This window comes from Leclercia sp. LSNIH3 (assembly GCF_002935105.1).
Lineage (GTDB): Bacteria > Pseudomonadota > Gammaproteobacteria > Enterobacterales > Enterobacteriaceae > Enterobacter > Enterobacter adecarboxylatus.
In genome coordinates this window covers 987277-1003516 of record NZ_CP026387.1, presented here as the reverse complement: position 1 = coordinate 1003516, position 16240 = coordinate 987277, and the positions used below count along the sequence as shown (strand labels likewise).

At 60.1% G+C, this 16240-nt stretch carries 13 protein-coding genes and 1 riboswitch; of the genes, 9 read left to right on the top strand and 4 right to left on the bottom strand.

The features are described from left to right. The first annotated feature begins 35 nt into the window (after positions 1-35). From C3F35_RS04865 to hutH, 3 genes are all read left to right on the top strand, one after another. Positions 36-770 carry a histidine utilization repressor gene (locus tag C3F35_RS04865; protein ID WP_032617121.1) on the top strand — a complete coding sequence of 245 codons (735 nt, stop codon included), beginning with the start codon at positions 36-38 and terminating at the stop codon, positions 768-770. 125 nt (positions 771-895) lie between these two features. Continuing rightward, positions 896-2581 carry a urocanate hydratase gene (hutU, locus tag C3F35_RS04860; RefSeq protein ID WP_103791931.1) on the top strand — a complete coding sequence of 562 codons (1686 nt, stop codon included), beginning with the start codon at positions 896-898 and terminating at the stop codon, positions 2579-2581. After that, entirely contained in the window at positions 2581-4101 is a 1521-nt protein-coding gene (gene hutH / locus C3F35_RS04855; RefSeq protein ID WP_032617123.1) for a histidine ammonia-lyase, read from the top strand. The genes hutU and hutH overlap by 1 nt, the downstream gene beginning before the upstream one ends. A gap of 68 nt (positions 4102-4169) precedes the next feature. Here hutH and C3F35_RS04850 read toward each other — a convergent pair whose 3' ends face one another. Both C3F35_RS04850 and bioA read right to left on the bottom strand, forming a co-directional pair. Beyond that, entirely contained in the window at positions 4170-4646 is a 477-nt protein-coding gene (locus C3F35_RS04850; RefSeq protein ID WP_059308474.1) for a kinase inhibitor, read from the bottom strand. Between the two features lie 45 nt (positions 4647-4691). Then, positions 4692-5999, bottom strand: a complete 1308-nt coding sequence (bioA, locus tag C3F35_RS04845) for an adenosylmethionine--8-amino-7-oxononanoate transaminase (protein ID WP_103792027.1) — start codon at positions 5997-5999, stop codon at positions 4692-4694. Between the two features lie 69 nt (positions 6000-6068). On the opposite strand from bioA, the gene bioB reads away from it, so the two are divergent. Genes bioB through bioD form a run of 4 tightly spaced genes read left to right on the top strand, consistent with a single transcriptional unit; the run spans position 6069 to position 9699 of the window. After that, positions 6069-7109, top strand: coding sequence for a biotin synthase BioB (gene bioB / locus C3F35_RS04840; RefSeq protein WP_077226613.1), 1041 nt, complete (start codon positions 6069-6071; stop codon positions 7107-7109). After that, entirely contained in the window at positions 7106-8263 is a 1158-nt protein-coding gene (gene bioF / locus C3F35_RS04835) for an 8-amino-7-oxononanoate synthase (RefSeq protein WP_103791932.1), read from the top strand. The genes bioB and bioF overlap by 4 nt, the downstream gene beginning before the upstream one ends. Next, the gene (gene bioC, locus C3F35_RS04830) at positions 8247-9002 is read left to right on the top strand and encodes a malonyl-ACP O-methyltransferase BioC (RefSeq protein WP_103791933.1); all 756 of its coding nucleotides are present in this window, start codon (positions 8247-8249) and stop codon (positions 9000-9002) included. The genes bioF and bioC overlap by 17 nt, the downstream gene beginning before the upstream one ends. Further along, the gene (gene bioD / locus C3F35_RS04825) at positions 8995-9699 is read left to right on the top strand and encodes a dethiobiotin synthase (protein ID WP_199186135.1); all 705 of its coding nucleotides are present in this window, start codon (positions 8995-8997) and stop codon (positions 9697-9699) included. Before bioC ends, bioD begins: the two co-directional genes overlap by 8 nt. Here bioD and C3F35_RS04820 read toward each other — a convergent pair. Next, a complete protein-coding gene (locus tag C3F35_RS04820) occupies positions 9659-10366 on the bottom strand; it encodes an ABC transporter ATP-binding protein (protein WP_032617131.1) in 708 nt (235 codons plus the stop codon). The two genes, bioD and C3F35_RS04820, sit on opposite strands and share 41 nt — an antisense overlap. 745 nt (positions 10367-11111) lie before the next feature. Between C3F35_RS04820 and uvrB the strand changes: the two genes are divergently transcribed. Then, positions 11112-13127, top strand: coding sequence for an excinuclease ABC subunit UvrB (gene uvrB / locus C3F35_RS04815; protein ID WP_103791935.1), 2016 nt, complete (start codon positions 11112-11114; stop codon positions 13125-13127). A gap of 847 nt (positions 13128-13974) precedes the next feature. Here uvrB and yvcK read toward each other — a convergent pair. Beyond that, entirely contained in the window at positions 13975-14883 is a 909-nt protein-coding gene (gene yvcK, locus C3F35_RS04810) for a uridine diphosphate-N-acetylglucosamine-binding protein YvcK (protein WP_103791936.1), read from the bottom strand. Between the two features lie 225 nt (positions 14884-15108). Further along, positions 15109-15243, top strand: a riboswitch (molybdenum cofactor riboswitch). On the opposite strand from yvcK, the gene moaA reads away from it, so the two are divergent. Continuing rightward, the gene (gene moaA, locus C3F35_RS04805; protein WP_059308467.1) at positions 15231-16220 is read left to right on the top strand and encodes a GTP 3',8-cyclase MoaA; all 990 of its coding nucleotides are present in this window, start codon (positions 15231-15233) and stop codon (positions 16218-16220) included. It overlaps the preceding riboswitch by 13 nt. Positions 16221-16240: the final 20 nt, after the last annotated feature.

The following is a 16240-nucleotide window of genomic DNA, read 5'->3' as shown; positions in this document are numbered from 1 at the left end:
ATACTCGACTTTTTCTTCCGGCTTAAGGAATTGCTATGTTTTCTCGCGCCCCGCAGCAGCAGGCCAATACGCCAGCCCCTTTCTATGAAAAGGTAAAACAAGCGATCAGCCATCAGATCGCCACCGGCGTCTGGCGTCCGCACGATCGCATCCCGTCCGAAGCCGAGCTGGTGGCGCAGTTCGGCTTTAGCCGGATGACCATTAACCGCGCGCTGCGGGAGCTAACCGATGAGGGGCTGCTGGTGCGTCTGCAGGGGGTCGGCACGTTTGTGGCCGAGCCGAAGGGGCAGTCGGCGCTGTTTGAGATCCGCAGCATTGCCGATGAGATCGCCTCCCGCAACCATCAACACCGTTGTGAGGTGTTGCTCCTCGAAGAGACGCAGGCCAACGCCGTGCAGGCCGTGGCGCTGAATGTTAAAGAGGGCACGCTGATCTTCCACTCCCTGATGCTGCACTACGAAAACGACGTACCGGTCCAGATAGAAGATCGCTGTGTAAACGCCACGCTGGTGCCGGACTATCTGCAACAGGACTACACCGTCACCACGCCTCATGCCTGGCTGTCGCAGGTTGCGCCGCTGACGGAAGGGGAGCATATCGTTGAAGCGGTACGCGCCACGCCGCAGGAGTGCGAGCTGCTGCGCATTAAAGAGCACGATCCCTGCCTGCTGATCCACCGCCGCACCTGGTCAGCCTCGCACATCGTTTCCCATGCCAGATTGCTGTTCCCGGGCAACCGCTACCGGCTGCAGGGCCATTTCATGTCATAAGCCAAAAGCGTGATTGCTGACGCAATATAACAAAAATGTATCGTAATTGTTAAAACCAGCCTTGTGTGCACTTGTCTATACAAGTATATCTTACTGTATATTCTGTCCCCAATGAGGAGCACACAATGTCGTCAGGTAAGTATCGCCAGCAAGAGATCCGCGCCCCCCGTGGCACCACGTTAAATGCCAAAAGCTGGCTCACCGAAGCCCCGCTGCGCATGTTAATGAACAACCTCGATCCCGACGTGGCGGAAAATCCTCACGAGCTGGTGGTGTATGGCGGGATTGGCCGCGCGGCGCGTAACTGGGCCTGTTATGACGCGATAGTTGCCGCCCTCACCGAACTGGAAAACGACGAAACCCTGCTGGTGCAATCCGGCAAACCGGTCGGCGTATTCAAAACCCACAAAAACGCTCCGCGCGTGCTGATCGCCAACTCCAACCTGGTGCCGCACTGGGCGACCTGGGAACACTTCAACGAGCTGGATGCGAAGGGGCTGGCAATGTATGGCCAGATGACCGCGGGCAGCTGGATCTACATCGGCAGCCAGGGCATCGTCCAGGGCACCTACGAGACCTTTGTCGAAGCGGGTCGCCAGCACTACAACGGCTCCCTGAAAGGACGTTGGGTACTGACTGCGGGCTTAGGCGGGATGGGTGGCGCACAGCCGCTGGCAGCGACCCTGGCAGGCGCCTGCTCCCTGAATATTGAGTGCCAGCAGAGCCGCATCGATTTCCGTCTGCGCACCCGTTACGTCGATGAGCAGGCCGACTCGCTGGATGACGCCCTCGCACGTATCAATAAATACACCCAGCAAGGCAAAGCGGTCTCGATTGCCCTGTGCGGCAACGCCGCCGATATCGTGCCGGAACTGGTGGCGCGCGGCGTACGCCCGGACCTGGTCACCGACCAGACCAGCGCCCACGATCCGCTGCACGGCTACCTGCCAAAAGGCTGGAGCTGGGAAGAGTATCAGCAGAAAGCCCAGCAGGATCCTGAAGGCACCGTACTGGCGGCGAAGCGTTCGATGGCCGAGCACGTCAGCGCGATGCTGGCCTTCAGCCAGCAGGGCGTGCCCACTTTCGATTACGGCAACAACATTCGCCAGATGGCGAAAGAGATGGGGGTGACCAACGCCTTCGATTTCACGGGCTTTGTCCCTGCCTATATCCGCCCTCTGTTCTGCCGCGGCATCGGCCCGTTCCGCTGGGTGGCGCTTTCAGGCGACCCGGAAGATATCTACAAAACCGACGCCAAAGTGAAAGAGATCGTCGCCGATGATGAGCACCTGCATCACTGGCTGGATATGGCCCGCGAGCGCATTAGCTTCCAGGGTTTACCGGCGCGTATCTGCTGGGTGGGGCTGGAGTGGCGCCAGAAGCTGGGCCTGGCCTTCAATGAAATGGTTCGCAGCGGGGAAGTCTCCGCGCCAATCGTCATCGGTCGCGACCATCTTGATTCCGGCTCGGTTGCCAGCCCGAACCGCGAAACCGAAGCGATGCAGGATGGTTCCGACGCGGTATCCGACTGGCCGCTGCTGAACGCCCTGCTCAATACCGCCAGCGGCGCGACCTGGGTCTCGCTGCACCACGGCGGCGGGGTAGGGATGGGCTTCTCCCAACATGCCGGGATGGTGATCGTCTGTGACGGCACCGATGAAGCCGCGGCCCGTATTGCCCGCGTTCTGCACAACGATCCGGCGACAGGCGTAATGCGCCATGCTGATGCCGGGTATGACATCGCGATTGATTGCGCGAAAGAGCAGGGCCTGAACCTGCCGATGATCACCTCCAGAGAAGGAAAGCACTGATGAACGCCTTAACCCTGATCCCCGGTTCACTGACGCTGGCCCAGCTGCGCCAGGTCTGGCAACAGCCGCTGCAGCTGACGCTTGATGAATCAGCCCACCAGGCGATTAACGACAGCGTGGCCTGCGTGGAAGCGATAGTGGCAGAGGGGCGCACCGCCTACGGGATCAACACCGGTTTTGGCCTGCTGGCGCAGACGCGTATCGCTACCCACGACCTGGAAAATCTGCAACGTTCGCTGGTGCTGTCCCATGCGGCAGGCGTCGGCGAGCCGCTGGATGACAACATTGTGCGTCTGATGATGGTGCTGAAAATTAACAGCCTGGCGCGCGGTTTCTCCGGTATCCGCCTGAGTGTGATTCAGGCTTTGATCGCGCTGGTCAATGCCGGGGTTTATCCGTGGATCCCGGCCAAAGGTTCGGTCGGCGCGTCCGGTGACCTGGCCCCGCTGGCGCATATGTCCCTGACCCTGCTCGGCGAGGGCAAAGCCCGTTACCGTGGGGAATGGCTACCGGCCGCCACCGCCCTGCAAAAAGCGGGGCTTGCCCCGGTCACGCTGGCGGCAAAAGAGGGGCTGGCGCTGTTGAACGGCACCCAGGCTTCCACCGCTTTTGCCCTGCGAGGCCTGTTCGAAGCCGAAGATCTGTTTGCCTCTGCGGTTGTCTGCGGGGCGCTCACCACCGAAGCGGTGCTTGGTTCCCGCCGTCCGTTCGATGCCCGTATTCATGACGTGCGCGGCCAGCGCGGGCAGATCGACGCCGCGGCGCTGTTCCGTCACGTGCTGACCGATACCAGCGCCATTGCCGAATCGCACCACAACTGCGACAAAGTGCAGGATCCGTACTCCCTGCGCTGCCAGCCGCAGGTGATGGGCGCCTGCCTGACCCAGATGCGCCAGGTGGCAGAGGTCCTGCTGGTTGAATCCAACGCCGTTTCCGATAACCCGCTGGTGTTCGCGGCCGAAAACGACGTGGTCTCCGGCGGGAACTTCCATGCCGAACCGGTGGCGATGGCGGCGGATAATCTGGCCCTGGCGATTGCCGAAATCGGCGCGCTGTCCGAACGCCGTATCGCGCTGATGATGGATAAACACATGTCGCAACTGCCGCCGTTCCTGGTGCGCAACGGCGGCGTAAACTCCGGGTTTATGATTGCCCAGGTGACGGCGGCGGCGCTGGCGAGCGAGAACAAAGCCCTGTCGCACCCGCACAGCGTGGACAGCCTGCCGACCTCAGCCAACCAGGAAGATCATGTCTCGATGGCCCCAGCGGCGGGGCGTCGTTTGTGGGAGATGGCAAGCAATACCCGCGGCGTGCTGGCGGTGGAGTGGCTGGCGGCCTGTCAGGGCTGCGATCTGCGCGACGGTCTGACCTCCAGCCCGCTGCTGGAGCAGGCGCGGCAGATCCTGCGGGAGCAGGTGGCGCACTATGATGATGACCGCTTCTTCGCCCCGGATATTGATGCGGCGATGGGGCTGCTGGATAAACGCACTCTGGTGGCGTTATTGCCTCCCGTGCTGTAACGGTTTGCCCGGTGGCGTTTCGCTTACCGGGCCTACAAAAAAACCGGCTTATTGGCCGGTTTTTTTAGTTAACTGTACATCGCCGTAATCGACGCGCTGCCCAGGGTATGGAAATGGACGTTAAAGCCCACCATCGCACCGCTCGCCTCTTCATCGACCTCGATTCTCTCCACATCCAGCGCATGCACCGTAAAGATATAGCGATGGGTTTCGCCTTTCGGCGGAGCCGCGCCGCCATATCCCGGCTTACCAAAATCGGTACGGGTCTCCACCGCGCCATCCGGCAGCGCCACCAGCGAGGAGCCGGAACCCTGCGGCAATACGCGGGTATCGGCGGGAATATTGGCGACGATCCAGTGCCACCAGCCCGAGCCGGTAGGCGCATCCGGGTCGTAACAGGTCACGACAAAGCTTTTGGTGCCCGATGGCACCTCGTCCCACGCCAGATGCGGAGAGATGTTATCTCCCTCATATCCCATACCGTTAAACACGTGGCGCAGCGGGAGTTTATCGCCGTCTTGCAGATCCTGACTGATCAGTTTCATCGTATCTCTCCGTATAAGCCCTGCAAAAAGTGTAATCCTGTGGGCTTAAATCGCAAAGTGGGCGGGATTATTCACGGCATCCACCACGGCGGCGGTCAGTTTGCTGAGCTGATCGCGGCCAATGATATACGGCGGCATCAGATAAATTAGTTTCCCGAACGGGCGTACCCAGACGCCACGCGCCACAAAGAAGCGTTGCAACGCCGCCATGTTCACCGGATGGGTGGTTTCGACGACGCCGATGGCCCCCAGCACACGCACGTCAGCGACATATTCTGCCTCCCGCGCCGCCGCCAGCTCATCCTTCAGCTGGGCTTCGATGGCAGCCACCTGGCTCTGCCACTCGCCGCTCTCCAGCAACGCCAGACTCTCGCTGGCCACCGCACAGGCCAGCGGGTTGCCCATAAAGGTCGGGCCGTGCATAAAGCAGCCTGCTTCGCCATTGCTGATGGTCTCTGCCACCTGGCGAGTGGTGAGGGTGGCGGAGAGCGTCATGGTGCCGCCCGTCAGGGCTTTGCCGAGACAGAGAATGTCCGGCGTAATGCCCGCGTGCTCACAGGCAAACAGCTTGCCGGTACGCCCGAAGCCGGTGGCAATTTCATCGGCAATCAGCAGGATGCCTTCGCGGTCGCACATCCTGCGAATGCGCTTCAGCCACTCCGGGTGATACATGCGCATCCCGCCCGCACCCTGTACCACTGGCTCAAGGATCACCGCCGCAATCTCATGGCGATGGGCGGCCATCAGACGGGCAAAGCCGACCATGTCCATTTCATCCCACTCGCCGTCAAAGCGGCTTTGCGGTGCCGGGGCAAACAGGTTTTCTGGCAGGTAGCCTTTCCACAGGCTGTGCATGGAGTTGTCGGGATCGCACACCGACATCGCGCCGAAGGTGTCGCCGTGGTAGCCGTTGCGGAAGGTGATAAAGCGCTGACGGCTTTCGCCCTTCGCATGCCAGTACTGCAGGGCCATTTTCATCGCTACTTCCACCGCCACCGAGCCGGAATCCGCCAGGAAAACACACTCCAGCGCCTCGGGGGTCATCGCCACCAGCCGACGGCAGAGATCCACCGCCGGTTGATGGGTGATCCCACCGAACATCACGTGGGACATGCGGTCAATCTGCGCTTTCATCGCGTCATTCAGCCGCGGATGGTTGTAGCCATGAATGGCTGCCCACCAGGAGGACATACCGTCCACCAGCTGTTCGCCGCTGGCCAGCGTCAGCTCGCAGCCGTGTGCTTCCGTCACTGGGTATACCGGCAGGGGCTGAGTCATGGAGGTGTAGGGATGCCAGATATGGCGCTGATCGAAGGCAAGATCGTCCGTTGTCATAATCGACTTGTAAACCATTTTGAAAACATTTAGGTTTACAAGCATAACCCGAACCCATCCTGAACTAAACCCCTTTGGAGACGCCCCATGGCTCACCAGACTCGCTGGACATTGTCGCAAGTCACCGCATTATTTGAAAAACCGCTGCTGGAACTGCTGTTTGAAGCGCAGCAGATCCACCGTCAGCATTTCGACCCGCAGCAGGTTCAGGTCAGTACTCTGCTGTCGATCAAAACCGGCGCCTGCCCGGAAGATTGCAAATATTGCCCGCAAAGCGCGCGCTATAAGACTGGCCTTGAATCCGAACGCCTGATGGAGGTCGAGCAGGTGCTGGAGTCGGCGCGTCAGGCGAAAAACGCCGGTTCGACCCGCTTCTGCATGGGCGCGGCATGGAAAAACCCGCACGAGCGCGACATGCCCTACCTCGAGCAGATGGTGCAGGGTGTGAAGGCCATGGGCCTCGAAGCCTGTATGACCCTCGGCACGCTGGACGACACCCAGGCCCAGCGTCTGGCCTCGGCAGGGCTGGATTACTACAACCATAACCTCGACACCTCCCCGGAGTTTTACGGCAACATTATCACCACCCGCACCTATCAGGAGCGTCTGGATACGCTGGACAAAGTGCGCGATGCGGGCATTAAGGTCTGCTCGGGCGGGATTGTCGGCTTGGGCGAAACGGTGACCGATCGCGCCGGTCTGCTCCTGCAACTGGCGAACCTGCCGACCCCGCCAGAGAGCGTGCCGATTAACATGCTGGTGAAGGTGAAGGGCACCCCGCTGGCCGACAACGACGATGTGGACGCGTTTGATTTTATTCGCACTATTGCCGTAGCGCGCGTGATGATGCCGACGTCGTTCGTGCGCCTCTCGGCGGGCCGGGAGCAGATGAATGAGCAGACCCAGGCGATGTGCTTTATGGCCGGGGCCAACTCCATTTTCTACGGCTGCAAGCTGCTCACCACCCCGAACCCGGAAGAGGACAAAGACGTACAGCTGTTCCGCAAGCTGGGGCTGAATCCGCAGCAGACCGCGGTGCTGACGGGCGATAACGAGCAGCAGCATCAGCTCGAGCAGCAATTAATCAACGCCGATACCGACCAGTTCTACAACGCGGCGACGGTATGACCTGGCAACAACGCATCGATGCTGCCCTTGATGCGCGCCGGGCGGCAGACGCCCTGCGCGTGCGCACCCCGGTGGAGCACGGCGCGGGGCGCTTTCTCATCCGCGAGCAGCGGCAATACTGCAATTTCTCCGGCAATGACTATCTCGGCCTGAGCCAGCACCCGGCGATCATCCGCGCCTGGCAACAGGGCGCGGAGCAGTACGGGGTGGGCAGCGGCGGCTCCGGCCACGTGAGCGGCTACACCCATGCGCATCAGGCGCTGGAAGCGCATCTTGCTGACTGGCTCGGCTACCCCCGGGCGCTGCTGTTTATATCCGGCTTTGCCGCCAATCAGGCGCTGATTGCCGCCCTGACCGGCAAGGACGATCGCATCCTGGCCGATCGCTTAAGCCACGCCTCGCTGCTGGAGGCCGCCAGCCTTAGCCCGGCACAGTTACGCCGTTTTGCTCATAACGATGTCGCCCAGTTGGACGCGCTGCTGGATAAACCCTGCGAAGGGCAACAGCTTGTCGTGACCGAGGGGATCTTTAGCATGGACGGCGACAGCGCGCCGCTGGGTGAGATCCATGCGGCAGCGCAGCGCCAGGGCAGCTGGCTGCTGGTGGACGATGCCCACGGCATTGGCGTCACCGGGCCAGAAGGGCGAGGAAGTGCCGCCGGGCAGGGGGTAAAACCCGAGCTGCTGGTGGTGACCTTTGGCAAAGGCGTTGGCATCAGCGGGGCGGCGGTACTGTGCAGTGACCCGGTGGCCGACTACCTGCTGCAGTTCGCCCGGCACCTGATCTACAGCACCAGCATGCCGCCCGCCCAGGCGGTGGCACTGCAGGCGGCCTTTAACCTGATCCGTAGCGATGAAGGTGAAGCGCGTCGGCAGCGGCTGGCGGGGCATATCCGCCAGTTCCGAGCGGGTGTGGGTGACCTCCCGATGACGATCACCGCCTCGCAGAGCGCCATTCAGCCGCTGATTGTGGGCGAAAACGCCCGTGCGCTGCATCTGGCGCACACCCTCAGGCAGCAGGGGATCTGGGTAACCGCGATCCGTCCCCCTACCGTTCCGGCAGGGACGGCGCGCTTACGCCTGACCCTGACGGCGGCCCATGAGTCGGCAGATATTGCCGCATTACTGGAGGCGCTGCATGTCGCAAGTGAATAAACAGGCGATTGCCGCCGCCTTTGGCCGGGCGGCGCACAGCTACGCACGCCACGACGGACTCCAGCGGCAAAGTGCTGACGGGCTGCGGGCCTTGCTCGCTGAAAACCGTTTCCCCCGCGTGCTGGATGCGGGCTGCGGACCGGGGAGCAACAGCCTCGCCTGGCGCAAGGCCGGGAGCCACGTGACGGCGATGGATCTCTGCGCCCCGATGCTGGAGGAAGCGCGTCGCAACCAGGCGGCCGACCACTATCTGCAGGCCGATATCGAAGCCATTCCGCTGGCGGAGGGGCAGTTCAGCCTCGTCTGGAGCCATCTGGCGGTGCAATGGTGCGCCAGCCTGCCGCAGGCGCTGGCCGAACTCTACCGGGTGGCGCAGCCGGGGGGCAAGGTGGCCTTCACGACGCTGCTCAATGGCTCGCTGCCGGAGCTGAATCAGGCCTGGCAGGCGATAGATACCCAGCCGCATGCCAACCGGTTTCTGTCCGGGGAGCAGGTAAACGACGCCCTGTCCGGCTGGCAGTACCGCTCCGCGGTCCAGACCGTTACGCTGCTGTTTGACGATGCGCTCAGCGCCATGCAGTCCCTGAAGGGGATTGGGGCCACCCATCTTCACGCCGGACGGTCGAGTAAACCCTTAACCCGCGGGCAACTGCACCAGCTGGCCCAGGCCTGGCCACAGCAGGCGGGAAAATTCCCGCTCTCTTACCAACTTTTTCATGGGATTATTGAACGTGACTGAACGTTATTTTGTCACCGGCACCGACACCGAGGTCGGAAAAACCGTTGCCAGCACCGCTCTGTTACAGGCGGCGCGTGCGCTGGGTCGCCATACCGCGGGATACAAACCGGTGGCCTCCGGTAGCGAGATGACCGCAGCGGGGCTGCGTAACAGCGATGCGCTGGCGTTACAACGCAACAGCAGCGTGGCCATGAGCTATACGGCGGTCAATCCCTACACCTTTGCCGAGCCGACCTCGCCGCATATCATCAGCGCGGATGAGCAGCGCCCGATCCTGTTCAGTACGCTTTCCGCCGGGTTACGCTCGCTGGAGACGCAGGCTGACTGGGTGCTGGTGGAAGGCGCGGGCGGCTGGTTTACGCCGCTGTCGCAGGAGCAGACCTTCGCAGACTGGGTGATGGCCGAGCGTCTGCCGGTGATCCTGGTGGTGGGAGTCAAGCTGGGCTGTATTAACCACGCCATGCTGACCGCGCAGGCGATCCGCCAGGCAGGGCTGCATTTTGCAGGCTGGGTAGCGAACGGGGTGGTGCCGCCCGGCAAGCGCCATCCTGAATACATGGCCACGCTCAGGCGCGTGCTGCCAGCCCCCTTGTTGGGCGAAATCCCGTGGCTGGGCGACGAAGCGGACACCGCAACCGTCGGGCAGTATCTTTCCCTTACTGCGCTGACGCCGCAGGCCCCATCCAGTGGGCTATAAGCGGATCATCCAGCTCGCTGACCCTGCCCTGGGCTACATTTCGCCCCCGGTAAAGCAGGCAAAAGCGATCCGCTACCCGGCGGATCAGGGAGAGGTGCTGCTCGGCCAGCAGCACTGATAACCCCAGCTCCCGGTTGAACCTGAGCAGCAGTTGCGCCAGTTTGAGAGTAAATAACTGGCCGGTCCCACGGCTCGGCTCGTCGAGGATAAGCAGGCGAGGGCGGGTCACCAGCGCGTTCGCCAGCGCCAGCTGATATTGCTGATCGTCGTTAAGACCGGAGGCCCGCAGCTGGCGCAGCGGATAAAGCTCGGGAAAGAACTCAAAAACGTCGCGGCTTGTTGTCCCGCCCGCGACGCCTTTCGCCATTCGCGCAATGTGCAAATTTTCCTCTACCGTCAGTTGCGAGAAGATCCGCCTGTCCTGCGGCACAAAGCTAATTCCCGTTCTGGCCTGCTGCAAATCGCAGGGCGAGGCCCCGGCGTCATGCCAAACCATGGTGCCGCTGGCAATCGGCAGCAGGCCAGCAATACAGCTCACGAGGGTGGTTTTCCCCATCCCGGGTAGCCCGAGTACGCCGGTGCAGACGCCGGGGGGGAGATCGAGGTCAACGTTCCACAGGGTGTGGCGATCTCCGTAATACTGATTAACGGCGCGCAGGCTTAACATGGTGGTGCTCCTTTTCAGGCATCGGTGACACCTGATACTCTGCAAGACTCTTGCCACTGCCTGAAAAAGGGCGCTTAAAGCGGCTTTTTTCGGAATCGGCTCAAAAATCAGCGCGGTGAGCCAGGGGCGATGCACTGTGTCGGTGCCCTCTGAGATGCGCCTGGTGCAGGGCGATTTTGGTCAAAATGTGAACAGGATCTCACCAAATCCTTTGGTGATTTTGGTCATCAGATCGCCAAAATTAGGCGATAAAAATTTTTTACCGTCCCGTTGTGGGTAAAAACCGGGAACGAGCCGAGTCACGTTCCGTATGGGCTGGCGGCAGTTATCCACTATTCCTGTGGATAACCATGTGCATTAGAGTTAGAAAACACAAGGTAAGCGAGAGAATACGCGGCCTGCGCCTGAATTGCTGCGAAACGCGTCTTTTTGAAAACTTTTAAGAAGATCAAATCGTTAAATAAAAGCAATCATTGTCATCAAAGTGTCAACTTGCAGGGGTGAAGTCCAGCGGCTCGCCTTGACAAATGTTAAAAAATGAAAAGTTCTGGGGATAACCCACCCCTGTTGGAATTTTATCCCGTTGCAGTCGAAATTTTACGCAGCTTCGCTCGATTCCCACTGCTGCTGGCACAAAATGGCGCGGATGCCACTGGATTTATATCCAGTATAATTTACTGGCAAAAATAGCCATCAGGAGTAAAATTACACACCTGCCGTATTAACCATCATCAGGTCGCCGCTCATGAGTAAACCGTTCAAACTGAATTCCGCTTTCCGTCCTTCCGGCGATCAGCCTGAAGCGATTCGCCGTCTGAAAGAGGGGCTGGAGGATGGGCTTGCACACCAGACGCTGCTGGGCGTAACCGGTTCGGGTAAAACCTTCACTGTCGCCAACGTGATCGCCGATCTGCAGCGGCCGACCATGGTGCTGGCACCGAATAAAACGCTGGCTGCGCAGCTGTACGGCGAGATGAAAGAGTTCTTCCCCGAAAATGCGGTGGAGTATTTCGTCTCGTACTACGACTACTATCAGCCGGAAGCCTACGTCCCCAGCTCCGATACCTTTATCGAAAAAGATGCCTCGGTGAACGAGCATATCGAGCAGATGCGTCTGTCCGCGACCAAGGCGCTGCTTGAACGCCGTGACGTAGTGGTGGTGGCATCGGTATCAGCCATTTACGGCCTCGGCGATCCCGATCTCTACCTGAAGATGATGCTGCACCTGACCCAGGGGATGATTATCGATCAGCGCGCCATTTTGCGGCGGTTGGCGGAGCTGCAGTACACCCGTAACGATCAGGCGTTCCAGCGTGGCACCTTCCGTGTTCGCGGAGAGGTCATCGATATCTTCCCGGCCGAGTCGGACGACTTCGCGCTGCGCGTCGAGCTGTTCGATGAAGAGGTCGAGCGTCTGTCGCTGTTTGACCCGCTGACCGGCCAGGTGGAGTCAATTATTCAGCGCTTCACCGTCTACCCGAAAACCCACTACGTGACCCCGCGCGAGCGCATCGTGCAGGCGATGGAAGATATCAAAGTCGAGTTGGCGGATCGCCGCAAAACGCTGCTGGACAATAACAAGCTGCTGGAAGAGCAACGTATCAGCCAGCGTACCCAGTTCGATCTCGAGATGATGAACGAGCTGGGCTACTGCTCCGGGATTGAAAACTACTCGCGCTATCTCTCTGGCCGCGGGCCGGGGGAGGCACCGCCAACCCTGTTTGACTACCTGCCGGCGGATGGCCTGCTGGTGGTGGACGAATCCCACGTCACCATTCCGCAGATTGGCGGGATGTATCGTGGCGACCGGGCGCGTAAAGAGACCCTGGTGGAGTACGGCTTCCGCCTGCCGTCAGCGCTGGATAACCGCCCAATGAAGTTTGAAGAGTTTGAGGCGCTGGCACCGCAAACCATTTACGTTTCCGCAACGCCGGGCAACTACGAGCTGGAGAAATCGGGCGACGAAGTGGTCGATCAGGTGGTGCGTCCGACAGGCCTGCTGGATCCGATTATCGAAGTGCGCCCGGTTGCGACGCAGGTGGATGACCTGCTGTCGGAGATCCGCGCCCGGTCGGCCATCAACGAGCGCGTGCTTGTCACCACCCTGACCAAACGCATGGCCGAGGATCTGACCGAATACCTCGAGGAGCACGGCGAGAAGGTGCGCTATCTGCACTCCGATATCGACACCGTGGAGCGAATGGAGATCATCCGCGATCTGCGTCTTGGCGAGTTCGACGTGCTGGTGGGGATCAACTTGCTGCGTGAAGGGCTGGATATGCCGGAAGTGTCGCTGGTGGCGATTCTGGATGCCGATAAAGAGGGCTTCCTGCGCTCTGAGCGCTCGCTTATCCAGACCATTGGTCGCGCTGCGCGTAACGTCAACGGCAAAGCGATTCTCTACGGCGACAAAATCACCCCATCAATGGCAAAAGCGATTGGGGAAACGGAACGCCGTCGCGAGAAGCAGCAGGCCTACAACGAAGAGCACGGCATTACGCCGCAGGGTCTGAACAAGAAGGTGGTGGATATCCTGGCGCTCGGCCAGAACATCGCCAAAACCAAAGCGAAAGGTCGCGGCAAGTCACGCTCACCGGTGGAGGCTGATACCGTTGCCCTGACGCCGAAGGCGCTGCAGCAGAAAATTCACGAGCTGGAAGGGCAGATGATGCAGCATGCGCAGAATCTGGAGTTCGAGGAGGCCGCGCAGATCCGCGACCAGCTGCACCAGCTGCGGGATCTGTTTATCGCCGCGTCCTAGGTAAAAGCGAAATGGCCATCTCTGGAGTAATGCCAGTCAGTTGAGTCCGGCGGATTGTTCCGTTCACCTCAGGTTCAGCAGAATATGGCATTACACAACCCGTGAACGTGACAAGGGGGGCCGCCTGGCCCCCCTTGTCAATCCCCGCGGCCCCGCAATGAAACCGGTGCTTCGCACTGCGCTCACCTCCCGACCGGCTGCCTGCGGTCGGCTCAACTCGACATCCTGTCTCGATTCGCCTCTGGCCGCCATCCCTGGCGTCCAGCCCTTGTCATCCGGTCTCCGGTTCGCCGGTTTCAGAGGGGACTCAACACCGGTGCCACATTCAGATAGCTGAGAAGCGTGAGGGAGCGTGAATCCGGCTGAAAATCGACGAAGCGTTTCCGTAAGGCCAGGGCGAGGCGCAGGGACGCGCCGAGAGGGTATAGCCTGCAGGGATGCAGGCTGGTGCCCCGCCCGAAAGCCGGAGGGAATAAGCTGAGGACAAAATTGCCGGGAGCAATGTTGAACAGCGCCTGCGCTGGCCCCGAAGGGGTGAGGCTCGGGGATGGGGCGAATATTCTGCGAAGCGGCGATTTTCTTTGCCGGGAGCCGGGGTAGCCAGGGGGGAGGCGGCGAGCCCCCCTGGCACGTTCACCGCAGCGGAGGGGGCATAAAGCAGAGGTGCTTTAGTGAGCGGAACCTGTCCACTTCAGTCCCTTAGAAATATCGAATTGCTCAACTGCCTGGCATTACAGCCGAAGGCAGCCATTTTTAGGGTTTACACCTCCTCTCGGTGTGAGAAGGCCGCCATGAGGGCACCAGACCGCACCAGCCCGTAGGCTCGGTAAGCGTAGCGCCCACAATCTCAACCTAACGCCTGAATAGCCTTCTCCAGCGCCACGCGCAGTAAATGCCGGTCATGACGGTATTTGATATCGCTGGCCTCCAGCGGCTCTTGCACCACCACCCGGCCTTCCATCCCTGATACATCCGCGTTGGGCCCGACCACCACCGCATCAATAATCTTTTTGCCGACATACTGCTCCATCAGCGCCAGCTTAGCGGGCAGCGAAAGCCCGGCAGCAGCAGGGCTGAGTTCACGGCCCAGATTGCCGATGTAGACCACCGGCGCGGGCGTCCGGCGCAGCGCCTGGGCCAGCTCTTTGATGAGCAGCAGCGGTATCAGACTGGTGTAAAAACTGCCGGGGCCAATCAGAATCAGATCCGCTTCGCCAATCGCCTCTACCGCTTCCCGGGTGGCCGGGACAGTGGGGTAGAGCATCAACTCTTTTGGCGGCAGGTCCAGCTGGTCGATATTCACTTCGCCATACACTTCATGGTCGTGACTGTCGATAGCCATTAAATCGACCGGATGTTCGGACATCGGAATCAAAAACGCATCCACTTTTAACAGATTACGAATTAAATTGATCGCCTCCAGAGGCCGCACGCTGAGGTGGTCCAGCGCCTTTAACATCAGGTTTCCGAGGTTATGCCCCGAAAGCTCGCCATTACCGCCAAAACGATACTCAAACATGGCGGAAGCGACGCTGGGTTCAGTGATAAGCTGATTTAAGCAGTTGCGCATATCCCCCCAGGCGATCCCCCCTTCGGCGCGTCGAATGCGTCCGGTGGAGCCGCCGTTATCGGTGGTGGTAACGATCCCGGTCAGCCGTGAACCGAGCGATGACAACGAGGACATAACCCGGCCCAGTCCGTGGCCTCCGCCGAGAGCGACGACACGGTCGAGATCAGCAAAAATGCGATTGCGCATAGAAATTCCTTAGTAAGACGAACACCTTAACAGTAACTCAACTACCCCTAAATGACGATGCTACGCCGGGGGCAAAATGACATATATCAATGCAAGAATTTGATAATGACGTATTCTGGATCGAAATGGCACGAACATGTCGATATATACAAGTTTATATAACGAAAGACGGTAATAGCGAAACTGCTTTTAACACGCTACTATCGGCATAACCACGTTTTCGTAATCGAAAACATACACTCTAGCCTTTGCGCCTGTGTCGAAAGATATGGTGCTCTGGCCGTGGCGGTTTCGCCACCAGGGTACAGAAAGAAATGACTGTGCCTCCCGTATCAGGAAAGGTGTACATGGCATCACAACTTACCGATGCATTCGCGCGTAAGTTTTTTTACCTGCGTTTGTCTATTACCGATGTGTGCAATTTCCGTTGCACCTACTGTCTGCCGGACGGCTACAAGCCGGGCGACACCACCAATAACGGCTTTCTCTCCGTGGATGAAGTGCGCCGCGTGACGCGCGCCTTTGCCGCCATGGGAACAGAGAAGATCCGTCTCACCGGCGGCGAACCCTCGCTGCGCCGGGATTTCACCGAGATCCTCGCGGCGGTACGTGAAAACGACGCCATCCGTCAGATTGCGGTGACCACCAATGGTTATCGTCTGGCGCGCGATGTCGCCCAGTGGCGCGAGGCGGGGCTGACGGCCATTAACGTCAGCGTCGACAGCCTGGATGCCCGCCAGTTTCACGCCATCACCGGCCAGGACAAATTCCGCCAGGTGATGGAGGGCATCGATGCGGCCTTTGCGGCCGGCTTCGACAAGGTGAAGGTCAACACCGTGCTGATGCGCGATGTAAACCATCATCAGCTGGATACCTTCCTGGCGTGGATCAAACCTCGCCGCATACAACTGCGTTTTATCGAGCTGATGGAAACCGGCGAGGGCAGCGACCTCTTCGCCCGTCATCACATCTCCGGCATGGTGCTGCGCGATGAGCTGCTCAGACGCGGCTGGATCCACCAGCTTCGCCAGCGTAGCGACGGCCCGGCGCAGGTCTTTTGTCACCCCGATTACGAAGGGGAGATCGGGCTTATCATGCCGTATGAAAAAGACTTCTGCGCCAGCTGCAACCGCCTGCGTGTCTCGTCGGTGGGCAAGCTGCACCTGTGCCTGTTTGGTGATGGTGGCGTCGACCTGCGCGATCTGCTGGCCGATGATGCCCAGCAGCAGGCACTGGAAGCGCGCATTTCTGAGGCGCTGATGCACAAAAAACAGACCCACTTCCTGCATCAGGGCAACACCGGGATCACCCAGAACCTGTCCTATATCGGCGGGTAATCGCTACAAGGAACCAGAAG